Below are 14,710 nucleotides of genomic sequence, written 5' to 3'. Positions count from 1 at the left end.
GCGATCATAGGCAGGACGCGGCCGACCGGCATCCGCCTGCGTCCCGACCCGCGCATCCGGAATGCGATCGAGATGCCGGCGGACCCGCGCGAATGCTGGCCGTGGCCGACCGGTGCGCGATAACGTGACCGCGACGCCGCGCCTCGCCGGCGAACGCATGCCGATCGGCGCATGCACGCCCGAATAGGGTTGCCGGATGCTCCGACGACTCGTCTCCCGCGTCTACTGGGCCCTCAGCAGGTGGTCCCTCGCGGGCGAGGCCGCTCCGGGCCGACCCTCCGTGCTCATCGGCGCCCCGCACACGTCGAACTGGGACTTCGTCCTCATGCTCGCGATCGCCTGGCACTACGGCATCGACGTGCGCTGGCTCGGCAAGAAGAGCCTGTTCCGCGGCTGGCGCGGTCCGATCATGCGCGGGCTCGGCGGCATCCCCGTCGACCGCGACGACCCGAGCCGGGTCGTCGGCGAGGTCGTCGACCGCATCCGCGCCGGCGAGGTGTTCGGCCTGGTCGTGACGCCCGACGGCACTCGCGGCTCGAACGCGTACTGGAAGTCGGGCTTCTACCGCATCGCGCGCGAGACCGGCATGCCCGTCACCCTGGGGTTCGTCGACCGCACGACCATGACGACGGGCCTCGGCCCGACGTTCGAGCTCACCGGGAACGTTGCCTCCGACATGGACCGGATCCGCGCGTTCTACGCCGACAAGGCCGGGGTGCGGCCCGAGCTTCGGACCGAGCCCCGACTGCGGAACGAGCCGATCGACGACGCGACCGCCGGTCTCGCCTGAAGCCGCACCACCCGTCGCGACGCGACGGCGCCCGGCGCTCGACGCGCCTACTCCTCGAGCCGGAACCCGACCTTCAGGGTGACCTGGAAGTGCGCCACGCCGCCGCCCTCGACGACGCCGCGGGTCGACACGACCTCGAACCAGTCGACGTGACGCAGCGTGGCGGTCGCTCGTGCGATGGCGTTGCGGATCGCGGTGTCGGTGCCGTCGGGCGAACTCCCGACGATCTCGGTGACGCGGTAGACGTGATCGCTCATGTGCTTCGGCTCCCCCTCCCGCACCGTCGCGGGTTGCCTCGACCATAGCCCGATCGCCCCGGCGCCGACAGGGCTCGGGCGACCGGCCGAGCGGCGCCTACTCCATCGAGAAGTCGAGCTGTTCGTCGGCGACGGCGATCACCGACCACGCGCCGCCCGCGGCATCGGTGAACTCGTACGCCGGGACCACGAGCACGCTGCCGTCGGGCTGCCACTGGCTCGCGAGCCCGAGGCGCGCCTCGACGATGTCGACGTCGTTCACCGGCCATGAGAGGGCCGTGCCCGGCGAGGGCACCGCGGGCAGCTCGGTCGGCGGCACCCATTCGGCGATCTCGTCGCTCGCCTGCTCGCGGACCGCGAACGGCATGATCGTCATCTGCGCGCCGAAGCGCGGGTCGGAGAGCCGCTCGAACGCCTCCTGTTCGCTCACCACCGGGTAGTCGCCGAGCGGCACGAGCTCGGCGAGCGCGCCGTAGGCGCTGTACAGGCCGTCGTTCGTGACCTCGACGGACCAGCCGGTGTCGACGCGCTGGCCGTCGACGACCGGCCACGCGGTCGCCGTGCGGGTGACCGCCCCCTCCCAGGTCTCCGAGGAGAACTCGTAGGCGCCCGCGTCGCGCCCCGCGTCGGCGAGCAGCTGCCGGAGCGCGTCGATCGCGACCTGCTCGCTCGGGATCTCGCCTGACGGCTCGCACACGTCCGCGCCGTCCTCGCAGACCCAGGGGTCGAGTCCGGGATCGGTGTACGAGAAGCTCATCGTGCCGTCGAGCGACACCCACAGCGTCGGCGCCGAACCGTCCGACGGGCCGACCGTCCAGGCCCCGTCGGCGAGCACGGGCTCCCCCTCGACGCCGAGCGCGGCGGCGAGCGCCGCGATGGTGGCCGTGTCGGATGCCGCGGGCGCGTCGAACGCGTACGCGGCGGCCGTGCCGCCCTCCGTCGACAGCCCGCTCGCGTGGAACGCGTTGCGCCCGAAGCCGTACGGGTACGACAGGTCGGCGGCGCCGGCGCCGGTGAACCGCGAGTCGGCCGCCGCACCGGGCGCGACGGGCCCGGCTTCGGTCGTCCCCGCGCCGGCCTGACGCTGCAGCGAGATCGGCGGGGCGGCGGCATCCGCGAGATTCGTCGTCGTTCCGGTGGCGGCGCCGACGCCGTAGCCGACTGCGCCGACGACGGCGAGCGACGCCGCGACGGCGGCGACCGGGAGCCAGCGCGGGCGCCGGCGGGTGCGTTCGGCCGTGAGGTCGGCGACCGGCGGGCGGGCGGATGCCGCGGCATCCGTCGTCTTGATCGCACTCGCCTGCGATGCCGCGACCGCGCTCTCGTCCGCGACGCGCGCGACGACCTCGTCGGCGAAGCCGGCGCGCGGCTCGACGCCCTCCGCGGGATCGGCCGCCCGCAGCTCGTCGATCGGATCGCGGCGTTCCTCGCGCTCGTCCATGTCGCCCACCTCGTTCGTGTTCCTGCCGGACTCTCTCACCCTGCATGTGTCCCGCGTCGGCGGAACCTTGCACGGTTCAGAACGACGTGCGCTCGCCCCACGCCTCGCGGAGGCGCTTGCGGGCACGCGAGAGCGCGGCATCCGCCCCCGATCGCGAGATGCCGAGCACCTCGGCGAGCGACTCGCCGTCGAGGCCCTCCCACGCGTGGAGCAGGATGATGTGCCGATCGCGTTCGCCGATGCTCAGGAGCGCCCCACGCAGTTCGGCGTCGAACAGCGCGCTGAGCTCCGGGTCCTCGTCGACACGCGAGGTTCCCGCGTCGGGAACGTGCTCGACGGGGAGGTCGACGAGCTTTCGCCGGTGGTTGGCGAGCGTGAACCCGGCAGTGCGGTACAGCCACGGCAGCACCGCCTCGCGCGGCACGTCGTCGCGGCGCCGCCACGCGGTCGCGAACACGTCGGCCGCGAGGTCCTCGGCATCCTGCCTCGGGCCGCGCCGCGCGAAGTACTTCACGAGTGCGCGCGAGTGCTCGTGCACGACGTCGGTGAACCAGGCGAGGTCGTCTCCGTGCGTCGGCGTCGCGGGCGGTTCGGCTGCATCGGGCATCGCCACCCCCCGGGTCGTGTCGGCGTCTGCGGCGTCGGTGCTGGCGATCCTCACGCCATGCTTGTGTCGCGACTGAGGCGAGTCTTGCACGCGACGCGGAACCGGGTGAACACGGCTTCCGCTGCCGAAACACCCCGGACAGCCTGAAAGGCCTCGGCGTCTGTCGACTCGTCGGGGCCTTTCTATGCCGGAGCGTCCTCCGGTGGTGAACACGATCATACGCCGCTCAGCCCGGGACGCAAGAGATTCCTGACGTTTGCTCATGTTGATTCGTGCCGAGTTCCCGCGACCTCCGACTTCCGGCGGCGAGGCTGCGAACGATGCGGCGGATCGGGGACTGCCGGACGGCGCGCGACCGGCGTAGCCTCTGGGCGGCGCCTCCGTCCGCGCCGATCTCCAGCACGAGGAAGTGGTGTGACATGGCCATCAAGGTGATCATCGAGATGAAGGCCCAGCCCGGCAGGCGGGACGAGCTCAGGCGCCTGCTCGACGACCTCGTCGCCACGCGCGGGCGGGGGCGACGCGGGTTCCTCGGCAGCACCCGCTACGAGGTGCTCGACGACCCCGACCTGCTCGTGGAGATCGCCGACTGGGACTCGGTCGAGGCCCGCATGGAGCACCTGGAGGACGCGATGGCCACGAACGCCTTCGGACCGCTGGCAGAGCTCATGGCCGAGCCGTTCCGCGTGACCGTCGTCAGCCCGCTCGAGTGACGGCGTGACGGCCCCCGTACGGGGCCTGTCCGCCGCGCAAGGGCAGTCGTAGCGTGTGCCGCAGTTCCACTCGTGACCCGTTCAGACGGTGAGAGAGGGGTGCGATGATGCGCACGACATGGCGGAATGCCGTCCGGGCGGGCGTCGCCGGAGGAGCGATCATCGCCCTCCTGATCGGCGGTGGCGCCGCGCTCGCGGCCCCGGGAGGCAACTCGGGAGGCAAGCCGGGAGGCAGCCCGGGCAACGGATGGCCCGTGGCCGGAGGCGACCGCGAGAACACGCGGTACGCGGCATCCGAGAAGAAGATCTCGGCCGCGAACGTCGGCGGGCTCTCCGTCAAGTGGGTGTTCACCACCGGAGGCAACGTCGCGGCGACGCCCGCCGTCGACGCGACGCGGGTGTACGTCCCCGACGGAGCCGGCAACCTGTTCGCCGTCGATCGCGCGACGGGCCAGCAGGTGTGGTCCGCGAAGATCAGCTCGTACACCGGCGTTCTGGGCGACACGGCCATCGCGACACCGGCGGTGACCGACACCGCCCTGGTCTTCGGGAACCAGGGTCCGTTCGGCGGCGGCGGCGGCGAGGTGGTCGCGGTCGACAAGGCGACCGGCGAACTGCTGTGGAGCACGCAGGTCGAGGATCACCCCACGGCGATGATCACGCAATCGGCGACGGTGTTCGACGGTGTCGTGTACGTCGGCACCGACTCGATCGAGCCGTACTACGCCGCCGTGATTCCCGACTATCCCTGCTGCAGCTTCCGCGGGAGCCTCGTCGCGCTCGACCTCGCGACCGGTGCGATCCTCTGGACGACCTACATGGCGGACGTGGGCTACCCGGGGGCGGCCGTGTCGGGAAGCTCGCCGGCGATCGACACCAAGCGCAAGTCGGTCTACATCGCGACTGGCAGCAATTCCGACCTGCCGGACGACGTGCTCTCCTGCGTGGAGGCGGCGGGCGATGACCCGAACGCCCAACGCGCGTGCATCCCGGCCGACGACCTGTTCGACTCCATCGTCGCCCTCGACCTCCGGACCGGAGCGATCAAGTGGGTCACTCGGACGCTGCCGTTCGACGCGTGGAACTTCGCGTGCATCCCCGGTCTCGGGGACGGCGTCAACTGCCCCGAGCCGCACGGCCCGGGTCACGACTTCGGGCAGGCGCCGATGCTCTTCACAGCGAAGTCCGACCGGAACAAGGGCGTGGAGACCCTCGGCGTCGGCCAGGAGAGCGGGAAGTTCTGGGCACTCGATCCCGCGACGGGCGCCATCCTGTGGACGACCGAGGCGGGTCCCGGCGGCACGTTCGGCGGCCTGGAGTGGGGATCGGCCACCGACGGGTCGCAGGTCTACACCGCGAACGCCAACAGCAACCAGCTCCCGTACCTCGACTCGACGGACGGCGTGTGGAGCGCGCTCGATGCCCGGACCGGCCAGATCCGCTGGCAGACCAGGCCGACGTACGGCGGATCGACCGCCGGACCGGTGACCACCGCGAACGGCGTCGTGTTCGGGTGCGCACTCGACCCGCAGGGCCACATGTACGCGTTGAACGCGACGACCGGCGAGGTGCTCTGGGCGTTCGCGAGCGGCGGGTCCTGCATCTCGGGCGCAGCGATCTCGAACGGGACCGTGTACTGGGGATCCGGGTACGACTACCTCGGCCTCGGTATGCCCAACGACAAGCTGTACGCGTTCGGCCTCGACTGACGGTCGAACCACCTCCCGTCGGCGCGATCACCGGCGGGAGGGATCGTCGGGGCGTCAGCGCACGGCCGGACCGGCGAGGAACGCCCGCACGCGCGACATGAGCAGAGCGGATGCCTCGGGGTCGTAGGCATCGAGCGAGGCGTCGGCGAAGAGGTGCTGGTCGCCCGGGTAGAGGAAGAGTTCCGCGTCGGCCGTCGAGGCGACGAGCTCGCGCGCCGCAGGCAGGTCCTCCAGGAAGAACTCGTCGCCCTCCTTGCCGTGGATCTGCACCGGCACGCCCTCCGGCCACGCCTCCCCGAACTCGGAGACGGGGATGCAGGAGTAGAGCAGCAGGGCGCCTCGGGCGCCCGGCCGCGTCTGCGCGAGCCCTTGGGCGATCATGACGCCGAACGAGAACCCGGCGTAGACGAGCCCATCGCCGAGTTCGTCGGCCGCGGCGCTGCCGAGCTCCCAGAGGGCGTCGAAGCCCGTGTCTCGCACGAACGCGGATCCCTCCTCGAGGCTGTCGAAGGTGCGGCCGTCGAACAGGTCGGGCGTGTGTACGACATGCCCGACCCGTCGCAGCTCGTCGGCGACGGAGCGCACCCCGTCCGTCAGGCCCTGGATGTGGTGGAACAGCAGTACTTCGGCCATGTCAGCGGTCTCCCCGACTCATTGATCGACTATTCTCGAACATTCCGTGATGCTAGTCTGATCGACCATGGCGGACAACCCCCCTGACTACGAGCTGGCGGATCGGATCGTGCTGACCCGGCCGGCCCAGGTGCAGGCCATCGGCCATCCGCTCCGCACCACGATCCTGCAACTCCTCCACGAGCGGGCCGCCACGGTCACCGAGCTCGCGACCGCCGTCGACCGCCCCAAGAGCACGGTCGCGCACCACGTCGACGTGCTGGCCAGGAACGGCCTGCTCCGGGTGGTGCGCACGCGGAAGGTCCGCGCGATCGAGGAGCGGTTCTACGGGCGCACGGCTCGGATGTTCACGATCGCGCTCGAGCAGCCCTCGGGGAACCACGCGGCGACGGGCGACTTCAACGACTTCGAGGTAGCGGCGCGCGAATCGGCGAACGCCTTCGAGCAGGGTCGACTCTGGGGATTCATCCGCCATGCGCGGATCACCGACGAGCAGGCGTCGCAGTTCTGGGAACGGATGGCCGAGCTCGTCGATGACTTCGACCGGATGCCGCGTTCCGGCGACACCACGTACGGATTCGCGATCGGCATCTACCCCACGGACCACCCGAGGCTGCCGCCGGCAGAGTGAGTCGTCGGGCTCGTCGGGCTCGGCCACCCACTTGCAGCGCAGTCGTCTCCGACCGATCGCTCGCGGCCGCGAGCGAGCCCGACCAGTAGGATCGGCGCGGAGGGCGACATTTGGAAGGCGTCCTCGAGCTGGGGGCCACATGTCGGAACCGCCGCCGAACCCGCGCACTCGAGGAGCGCGGATCCTCATCGCGCTGCCGCTCTTCCTCGTCACGGCGTACGCGATATACCTCTTCTTCGGCCTGCTGGCATGGGCCGGCCTGTTCGGCCCTGTGATCGTCTACCCGGAGCCGACGGTCTGGACCTTCGTCGGACTGGCGGCCTTCTGGATCCTCGTCGTCGTATCGATCGGCGCCGTAGGTTGGTGGCTCTGGCGATGGGTCACGAAGGTCTGAGTGCTCCGCGCACTATGAACTGAAGCGGAACTCCACCACATACCCGTCCACTACTTGCTCCACGGCCCCACTCGATCTCGTCCGAATGAGATGAGGCGGTCGAAGAAGCCCCGCGAGACTCCTTCGCGCGCCACTTCCAGTATCGCCTCCACGATGAGGTCGACCTGCTCGGGCTCGCTCCCCTCCATCGGCTCCGTGTCGAAGAGAATGAACCGCCCAGCGTGGATGTCGAAGGACCAGTCATATGCGGCGAGCAACACCAGCGGGGCGCCGCCGGGGTTTCGAGGGGTGAAGGTCGCGACTGTCCCGTGGAAACCTCCACCGTCGCGAATCTCGACAGAGGTCGCAGGGTACTTCGCGGTGACCCGCTCAGCCACGGCGACTGCCAGCGCTCTCCCCCGATCGCCCTCGTCGACCATGGTTTCTCCCAGATGCCTGACTGTGACGGAATTCGACCACGTCGCCGATCACCGTCGGCGACGCCGACAGCGAGCCCTCACCGTCCATCGCCGCCACAGCGATCGGATCAACATCACTTCGGCCACGATGAAGGCGACGACGATGAAGCCGATCGAGGCGACCGCAGAACCAAGGGTGCCCTCGCCCCACCGCCCGCCCAGGTCCACCCCTGCGCTCATCTCCCACCTGCGGTCGTCCAGAGGTCGATCAGCGCGATGAACATGACCGGCAGGAGAATACCGACGATGACGGTCCCCGCGAGCTCCCCGTACCACGTTGAGCGATTCGGGCTGCGACTCCAGCTCATTTCCGAGCGGCGCTACACGTTGAAGCGGAACTCCACCACGTCGCCGTCCTGCATGACGTAGTCCTTGCCCTCCATGCGGGCCTTGCCCTTGGCGCGGGCCTCGGCGACCGAGCCGGTCTCGACGAGGTCGGCGAACGAGATGACCTCGGCCTTGATGAAGCCCTTCTCGAAGTCGGTGTGGATCACGCCGGCCGCCTGCGGGGCCTTCCAGCCTTTGCGGATCGTCCAGGCGCGCGACTCCTTCGGGCCGGCGGTGAGGTAGGTCTGGAGGCCCAGCGTGTCGAAGCCGACGCGCGCGAGCTGGTCGAGACCCGACTCATCCTGGCCGGTCGAGGCGAGCAGCTCGGCGGCATCCGCCGGGTCGAGGTCGATGAGCTCCGACTCGATCTTGGCGTCGAGGAAGACCGCCTCGGCGGGCGCGACGAGTGCGGCGAGCTCCGCCTTGCGGGCGGCATCCGTCAGCACCGCCTCGTCGACGTTGAAGACGTAGATGAACGGCTTCGCGGTGAGCAGGCCGAGCTCGGCGATCGGCGCGAGGTCGACCTTCGAGGCCGAGAGCGGCGTGCCCTTCTGCAGCTCCTCCTGCGCCTCCTTCGCTGCGGCGAGCACCGACGGGTCGAGCTTCTTGCCCTTGACCTCCTTCTCGTAGCGCGTGATCGCGCGCTCGAGCGTTTCGAGGTCGGCGAGGATCAACTCGGCGTTGATCGTCTCCATGTCGTTCTTCGGATCGACCCTGCCGTCGACGTGCACGACGTCGGAGTCCTCGAAGCCGCGCACGACCTGCGCGATCGCGTCGGCCTCGCGGATGTTGGCGAGGAACTTGTTGCCGAGGCCCTCGCCCTCGGAGGCGCCCTTCACGATGCCCGCGATGTCGACGAACGACACGGCCGCGGGCAGGATGCGCTCGGAGCCGAAGATGCCGGCGAGCGTCTCGAGTCGTGGGTCGGGCAGGTTCACCACGCCGATGTTCGGCTCGATCGTCGCGAACGGGTAGTTCGCCGCGAGCACCGTGTTCTTGGTGAGGGCGTTGAAGAGGGTCGACTTGCCGACGTTCGGGAGTCCGACGATTCCGATGGTGAGTGCCACGGGCGACCAGTCTACCGGGGCAGGGGCACGGGTCCGGTCGGCGCCGAGCCGGCGACGTCGTCGTCCTGAGAGAGACCCGCGGGGCCGACGAGGTCGCCCGAAGCCGGCTCCGCGGGCGCGACCTTCGCCCGCGGTACGCGCACCGTCAGGTACACGCCGACGAGCACGACCGCGCCCCCGACGATGGCGGCCGGGTCGATCGGCCGGCCGAGCAGCAGCGCGATGACCACCGTGAACACCGGCAGCAGGTTGAGGAACACCCCGGCCCGTGCGGGCCCGACGCTCGCCGAGCCGGCGTTCCAGAGCGCGTACCCCGCGACCGAGGGCAGCAGGACGATGTAGGCGACGGCGAGCGTGCCGCCGAGGTCGGATGGCGCGGTGAGCCCGGTCACGGCGATCACCGGAAGCATGCTGACCGTGGCGAAGGCGGCCTGCAGCGCGGTCGCCGTGATCGGCGGCGTCGTGAGGCGCCGGGCGATGATCGAGTAGACGGTCCACGCGATGACGGCGCCGAGCACGAACAGGTCGCCGACCCCGAACCCCTCCGCGAACGCCGCCAGCGGGTCCCCGCCGGTGAGCACCACGGCGACCCCGACGAACGCGATCACGATCCCGAGGCCCTGCGTCCGCGACATCCGCTCGCCCAGCAGGACCGCCGCGGCGAGCGCGATCGTCGCCGGGTTGATCGCGCTGATGACGGATGCCGTCACCGACCCGGTCATGCCGATGCCCGCGTAGAGCAGCAGCGCGTACCCGGTCAGGCCGAAGACCGACTGAACGAGGTGCCAGCGCCATTCGCGCGCGGCGGCGCGCCAGTCGGGGCGCTCGGCGATCCACGCCACGACGAGCAGCGGAAGGGCCGCGAGCGACCACCGCCAGAACGTCAGCGACACCGGGTCGACCTGCTCGGCGATGACGCCTGCGAACACGAAGTTGCCCGCCCAGAACAGGTTGGCGAGGGAGAGCAGGACGAACGCGCGGCGACGTGGCACCGGGGAATGCTACGGCTTCCGAGACTGTGCGGACGCCGGGAGCGCCCGACCCGTCCGGCGAGGTTCGGTGCACACCCTGAGGCGGGCCGGGCACGCGCTGCGTAGTCTCGCTCCGCGGGCGCCCACTCGGGTGCCCTGATTTCTGTACGGCGACCACGCCGTCGAAGGGGGAACGGATGCCGCAGGACGGGCGCGTCGTCGCAGAGGGAGCCGCAGCGGCGCACCTGCAGGCCGAGCTCACGCCGATCGTGACGGTCGGATCGACCACGACGCTCACGGTCAGGCTGGTGCGAGCGGATGCCGCGGCCGCGACCACCTCGGAATCGCCGGCGCCTCGCATCGAGGGCGGGGGCAGCGGCGGCAGCGGTCGCGGCGAGGTCGGCAGCACCGGTCGCCCGGTCACCGTGACGGTCGTGCCGCGGGGCCTGCGATTCCTCGTCGGCGGTCGGCGCAGTCGCCAGGTCCGGCTTTCCGCGACGGCACCCGCCGAGATCCGATTCTCGATGCTCGCCGTCGACCGTGGTCCCGCCGAGGTGACCGTGCTGGTGCGCGGCGAGGGCGAACTGCCGCTCGCGACGGCACGCCTCACGAGCGAGGTCGTCGCCTCCGACGACCACGACCAGGCCGGCCTGGCACGGGCGTCGGTGCGCATCGGCACCGCGGACCCGCTGATCGCCTCCCGACCGACGCTGCGCGTCGACGAGGAGCACGCCCGGGGTCGCTCGATCCTCCACGTCGCACTCTGCGTCGGGCCCGAGGTGCACCGGTTCCGCGTCCGGCTCGCCGACAAGTCCCGCCTCGTGCAGGACGTGCGCGACTCGCTCGCCCGAGCCAAGGACGTCGGCGCTGAACTGCCCGTCGCCGAGCGCGCGGGCGCGGTCGAGCAGGCGCTCCGCGAGGTCGGCGCCCGCTTCGCCGACCGCGTGCTCGACCGACGCGCCCGCGACCTGCTCTGGTCCCGCCGAGCCGACCTCGACGGGTTCGTCGTCCAGACCACCGGCGAGACCGAACTGCCGTGGGAACTGCTCGTCGTGCGTCGCCCGGGCACCGCGCCGTCGGACGCGGACCCGTTCCTCGGCCAGTTCGGCCTCACCCGCTGGCTGTACGACGTGGCGCCGCCGGCTGCCGTGCGGTTGTCGACGACGGATGCCTCGGCGCGGCGCCCGGCGACGACGATCGCCTCGGCATCCGTCGTCGCCCTCGGCTCCGGCGGGAGCGGGGCCGCCGACGGCGGCGCCGCCGACGCGATGCGCAACGGAGCCGGCGTGGTCGTCGAATGCGGCGGCAGCGGCGGCCGGAGCGCGCTCTCGGAGACGTTCCTGGCGGCCTTCTCCGCGGAACTCGCGGACGGATCGCCGGTGGATCGGGCCTCCCGCCTGGCGCGCGAGGCGGCGCGGGCGGCGGGCGAGGCGTGCGCGCTCGCGTACGCGGTCTACGGCCACCCGGACGCACGGGCCCTCGCGGCCTGAGCGCCCGGGGCGCGGACCTTCGCCGCGGCCGATTCCGACGGGGACGACGGACGGTCGCGCGCGCCGCTCGGCGGTCAGCCGCGGACGGCGCGGAAGCAGTGCGTGACGTACGGGATCGCGAGTTCGTCGGCCCCGGCGACATCCGGGTGCGTGACGAGCAGGGTCTCGACGGCGGCGATCACCGTCCGCTGCTCGTCGGGCGGCGCGGTGATCCACCGGCTGCGCGAGCGGACCAGGTCGAGGAACCTCGCGCGCGACATCCGCTGGACCCACTCGACCCGATGGGATTCGACCGCACCGAACGGGCCCCCGATGCGCACCGTCGAGGCGAACGAGGCCGACGGGTCCTCCTGCTCGTGCATGATCTCGCCCGCGGCCCTGAGCCAATCGGGGCTCGCATCGCGGCGGTTCCAGGCGAGGCCGAGCACGCCGCCGCGGCGGAGCACGCGCGCGATCTCGGGCACGGCGCGTTCGCGGAGGAACCAGTGCCACGCCTGGCCCGCGACGACCGCGTCGAACGAGGCGTCCTCGACGGGGAGGTCCTCGGCGGTGCCGAGGATGCGCGGCACGCCCGGCACCCTGATCTCGAGCTCGTCCAGCATCTCCTCGACGGGGTCGACGGCGACCACGTCCCGATCGAGCGCGATGAGCGCCTCGGTCAGTCGACCGGTGCCCGCGCCGAGGTCGAGCACGCGACCGGCGTCGCCGACCAGCCATTCGACGGCCTCGAGCGTGTACCCGGGCCGGGCCGATCCGTAGACGGATGCCACGGCGCCGAACGATCGCGCCGCGCGGCGCGTGTCGGGGTCGGCCGGATCCGCGACGAGTCCGCCGCGCACGCTCGTCGCCGTGTCGTCCTCGCCAGCCATCGCCCACCCCCGGATGCCGCCCACCGGACATTCCACGCCCTGCGGGCACGCGCGTCAATGGTGCGGTGCCCGCGGCGCGCCGATCCCGCCGCCGGGCCGCGTCGGCGGCGCGTGCGAGGATGCCCGCGTGCCAGTGAGCTTCACCGCGATCGACTTCGAGACCGCCAACCCCTCCGCCGCCTCGGCCTGCTCGATCGGGCTGGTGAAGGTCGTCGACGGCCGCGTCGTCGAGCGCGAGCACCGCTACATCCGCCCGCCGTTCCCGCACGGCGACTTCTCGCCCTGGAACATCCGGATCCACGGCATCACCCCCGACCTGGTCAAGCGTGCTGACGGGTGGGAGGTGCACCTGCCGTTCCTCCGCGAGTTCGCCGGCGACGACTGGCTCGTGGCGCACAACGCCGGATTCGACATGGGCGTGATCCGGGCGACCTCCGAGGCCCACGGCCTCGCGGTGCCCGACTTCCGCTACGTGTGCAGCCTGCAGATCGCGCGGCGCACGTACCACCTCGAGTCGTACCGGCTGACCTCGGCCGCCGCGGCGGCCGGGTTCGACGACTTCGCCCACCACGACGCGCTGGCCGACGCCGAGGCGTGCGCGGCGATCGTCGTGCACGCCGCGAAGCGGCACGAGGCGGGCGACCTCGAACGACTCGCGCACGTGACCCGGGTGCGGGTCGGGGCGATCGGCGCGGTCGCGTCGCGCGAACGGGGCGCTGAGCACGGGCCGATGGCGCTGCAGTAGTCCGCTGCTGCTCCCGCGCCTGCCGGTCGGGCATCTCGCAGGGCCGCTCGCCGCCCTGCCGGGCGGCCTGCCGAGGGATGTCGGGGGCCGCTGCCACACTGGCCGACATGGACCTCCTCCTCCTCGTCATCGGGCTCGTCGTCGGCGGCACGCTCGGCGCCCTCGTCATGCACGTCGTCGCGCAGCGTCGCCCCGCGGGCGAGGCGACCGCCACCGAAGACCCGGCGCTCGTCGAGGCACGACACGAGCGGGCGCTCCTCGAACAGCGTGCGGCCGCCGACGCCGAGCGCGCGCGGCTGCTCGCCGAGCAGCAGACCGTGCAGGCGGCGCTCCGCGCCGAGCTCGCCGCCGCCGAGACGGCCGCCGCGGGCCTGCGCGAGCAGGTGGAGCAGCAGGGGCAGCGCCAGCGCGAGCTGCTCGAGCAGCAGCGGCTCGACCAGGCCGAGCGGAGCGAACGCGAGCGCCGCGAGAGCGCGGTGCTGCAGGCGCTGAGCCCGGTGCGCGAGACGCTCTCGACGATGCAGCGCAAGGTGTCCGAGCTCGAGCAGCAGCGCAGCGAGCAGTACGGCTCGATCGCCGAGCAGCTGAAGCGCGCGCAGCTCTCCGACGCCGAGCTCCGCGCGACGACCGAGTCCCTCGCGAGCGCGCTGCGCAACAACAGCACGCGCGGCGTCTGGGGCGAGACCCAGCTCCGCCGCGTCGTCGAGGCCGCCGGCCTCACCCAGCACGTCGACTTCGAGCTCCAGACCCAGGTCACGACCGACCAGGGCCGCGGCCGCCCCGACATGGTCGTGAACCTCCCCGGCGGCAAGTACATCCCGCTCGACTCGAAGGTTCCGCTCGAGCACTACCTCGAGGCGTCGAGCATTCCCGAGACCGCCACCGGCGAAGAGGGCGCACGGCGCAAGTCGCTCATCGAGAAGCACGTCAAGGCCATGCGGTCGCACATCGACGCGCTCGGCAAGAAGACCTACTGGGAGGGCCTGGCCGCGAGCCCCGAGTTCGTGATCGCGTTCATCCCGAACGAGTCGCTGCTCTCGGCCGCCCTCGAGGCCGACGCCGGCCTGCTCAACTACGCGTTCGAGCGACGCGTCGCGCTCGCCTCGCCCGTGAACCTCTTCGCGGTCCTCAAGACCATCGACTACGCGTGGCAGCAGCAGGCGGTCTCCGACGAGGCGAAGAAGCTGTTCGACCTCGGCACCACGCTATACCAGCGCATCGGGGTGCTCGCCGGCCACGCCGACTCGCTGCGCAAGGCCATCGAGCGCACCGTCGACAGCTACAACAAGTTCGCCAGCTCGCTCGAGTCGCGCGTGCTCGTGACCGCGCGCCAGTTCCCGGGCATCAACGAGACCAAGCTCTCGCTCGTCGAGGAGCCGACGCCGATCCACGAGTCCCCCCGGCGCCTGTCGGCGCCCGAACTCACCGGGGGCGATCCGCTCGGCGCCGAGGCGGCCGCGTCGCCGACGGCCGACGAGGCCCGCGGCGGGGCCGAGGCGGCCGACCCTGAAGCCCAGGCGACCGACGGGTTCACGCTCGAGATCGACGACGACTTCGACGGCGCCGACCTCGACGAGCACATCCGGCGCTCGGCGTCCTCCTGACGTC

At 71.7% G+C, this 14,710-nt stretch carries 16 protein-coding genes; 8 read left to right on the top strand and 8 right to left on the bottom strand.

Features of this window, described 5'->3' with window-relative positions:
* Nucleotides 1-196: 196 nt before the first annotated feature.
* Nucleotides 197-790, top strand: a complete 594-nt coding sequence (locus tag GJ743_RS09015) for a 1-acyl-sn-glycerol-3-phosphate acyltransferase (protein ID WP_155051559.1) — start codon at nt 197-199, stop codon at nt 788-790.
* A gap of 47 nt (nt 791-837) precedes the next feature.
* Here the strand turns inward: GJ743_RS09015 and GJ743_RS09010 are convergent, their stop codons facing one another.
* The 3 genes from GJ743_RS09010 to GJ743_RS09000 form a co-directional block, all read right to left on the bottom strand.
* Nucleotides 838-1,047, bottom strand: a complete 210-nt coding sequence (locus GJ743_RS09010) for a dodecin (RefSeq protein WP_155051558.1) — start codon at nt 1,045-1,047, stop codon at nt 838-840.
* 97 nt (nt 1,048-1,144) lie between these two features.
* Nucleotides 1,145-2,488, bottom strand: coding sequence for a hypothetical protein (locus tag GJ743_RS09005; protein WP_155051557.1), 1,344 nt, complete (start codon nt 2,486-2,488; stop codon nt 1,145-1,147).
* 76 nt (nt 2,489-2,564) lie between these two features.
* Entirely contained in the window at nt 2,565-3,095 is a 531-nt protein-coding gene (locus GJ743_RS09000) for an RNA polymerase sigma factor (protein WP_155051556.1), read from the bottom strand.
* A gap of 419 nt (nt 3,096-3,514) precedes the next feature.
* On the opposite strand from GJ743_RS09000, the gene GJ743_RS08995 reads away from it, so the two are divergent.
* Both GJ743_RS08995 and GJ743_RS08990 read left to right on the top strand, forming a co-directional pair.
* Nucleotides 3,515-3,808: a putative quinol monooxygenase gene (locus GJ743_RS08995; protein ID WP_196216965.1), complete on the top strand. Its 294-nt coding sequence runs from the start codon at nt 3,515-3,517 to the stop codon at nt 3,806-3,808.
* Between the two features lie 104 nt (nt 3,809-3,912).
* On the top strand, nt 3,913-5,517 hold the full coding sequence (locus tag GJ743_RS08990) for an outer membrane protein assembly factor BamB family protein (RefSeq protein ID WP_155051554.1): 1,605 nt from the start codon (nt 3,913-3,915) through the stop codon (nt 5,515-5,517).
* Nucleotides 5,518-5,571: 54 nt separating this feature from the next.
* On the opposite strand, the gene GJ743_RS08985 is transcribed toward GJ743_RS08990, so the two are convergent.
* Nucleotides 5,572-6,150, bottom strand: a complete 579-nt coding sequence (locus GJ743_RS08985) for a dienelactone hydrolase family protein (protein WP_155051553.1) — start codon at nt 6,148-6,150, stop codon at nt 5,572-5,574.
* A 67-nt stretch (nt 6,151-6,217) separates the two neighbouring features.
* Between GJ743_RS08985 and GJ743_RS08980 the strand changes: the two genes are divergently transcribed.
* Both GJ743_RS08980 and GJ743_RS08975 read left to right on the top strand, forming a co-directional pair.
* Nucleotides 6,218-6,781 (top strand): ArsR/SmtB family transcription factor, encoded by a 564-nt coding sequence (locus tag GJ743_RS08980; protein WP_155051552.1) that lies wholly within the window; start codon nt 6,218-6,220, stop codon nt 6,779-6,781.
* 139 nt (nt 6,782-6,920) lie between these two features.
* Complete coding sequence (locus GJ743_RS08975) at nt 6,921-7,175, top strand: hypothetical protein (RefSeq protein WP_155051551.1); 255 nt, start codon at nt 6,921-6,923, stop codon at nt 7,173-7,175.
* Nucleotides 7,176-7,225: 50 nt separating this feature from the next.
* Here the strand turns inward: GJ743_RS08975 and GJ743_RS08970 are convergent, their stop codons facing one another.
* The 3 genes from GJ743_RS08970 to GJ743_RS08960 all read right to left on the bottom strand — a co-directional run bounded on the left by GJ743_RS08970 (nt 7,226) and on the right by GJ743_RS08960 (nt 10,019).
* Nucleotides 7,226-7,594 (bottom strand): hypothetical protein, encoded by a 369-nt coding sequence (locus GJ743_RS08970; RefSeq protein WP_155051550.1) that lies wholly within the window; start codon nt 7,592-7,594, stop codon nt 7,226-7,228.
* Nucleotides 7,595-7,953: 359 nt separating this feature from the next.
* Entirely contained in the window at nt 7,954-9,027 is a 1,074-nt protein-coding gene (gene ychF, locus GJ743_RS08965) for a redox-regulated ATPase YchF (RefSeq protein ID WP_328288987.1), read from the bottom strand.
* Nucleotides 9,028-9,038: 11 nt separating this feature from the next.
* Nucleotides 9,039-10,019: a DMT family transporter gene (locus tag GJ743_RS08960; RefSeq protein WP_155051549.1), complete on the bottom strand. Its 981-nt coding sequence runs from the start codon at nt 10,017-10,019 to the stop codon at nt 9,039-9,041.
* Between the two features lie 176 nt (nt 10,020-10,195).
* Between GJ743_RS08960 and GJ743_RS08955 the strand changes: the two genes are divergently transcribed.
* The gene (locus GJ743_RS08955; RefSeq protein WP_155051548.1) at nt 10,196-11,488 is read left to right on the top strand and encodes a DUF7363 domain-containing protein; all 1,293 of its coding nucleotides are present in this window, start codon (nt 10,196-10,198) and stop codon (nt 11,486-11,488) included.
* 74 nt (nt 11,489-11,562) lie between these two features.
* Here GJ743_RS08955 and GJ743_RS08950 read toward each other — a convergent pair whose 3' ends face one another.
* A complete protein-coding gene (locus GJ743_RS08950) occupies nt 11,563-12,357 on the bottom strand; it encodes a class I SAM-dependent methyltransferase (RefSeq protein WP_155051547.1) in 795 nt (264 codons plus the stop codon).
* A gap of 127 nt (nt 12,358-12,484) precedes the next feature.
* Here GJ743_RS08950 and GJ743_RS08945 point away from each other — a divergent pair, with 127 nt between their 5' ends.
* Nucleotides 12,485-13,102 (top strand): exonuclease domain-containing protein, encoded by a 618-nt coding sequence (locus GJ743_RS08945; protein ID WP_328288986.1) that lies wholly within the window; start codon nt 12,485-12,487, stop codon nt 13,100-13,102.
* 107 nt (nt 13,103-13,209) lie between these two features.
* A complete protein-coding gene (locus GJ743_RS08940; RefSeq protein ID WP_155051546.1) occupies nt 13,210-14,706 on the top strand; it encodes a DNA recombination protein RmuC in 1,497 nt (498 codons plus the stop codon).
* Nucleotides 14,707-14,710 lie beyond the last annotated feature (4 nt).

Origin of the sequence: Agromyces bracchium (genome assembly GCF_009709675.1) — a bacterium.
Taxonomy (GTDB): Bacteria; Actinomycetota; Actinomycetes; order Actinomycetales; family Microbacteriaceae; genus Agromyces; species Agromyces bracchium.
The sequence above is the reverse complement of the archived record's forward strand: the minus strand, read 5'-3'. Positions and strand labels throughout refer to the sequence as shown.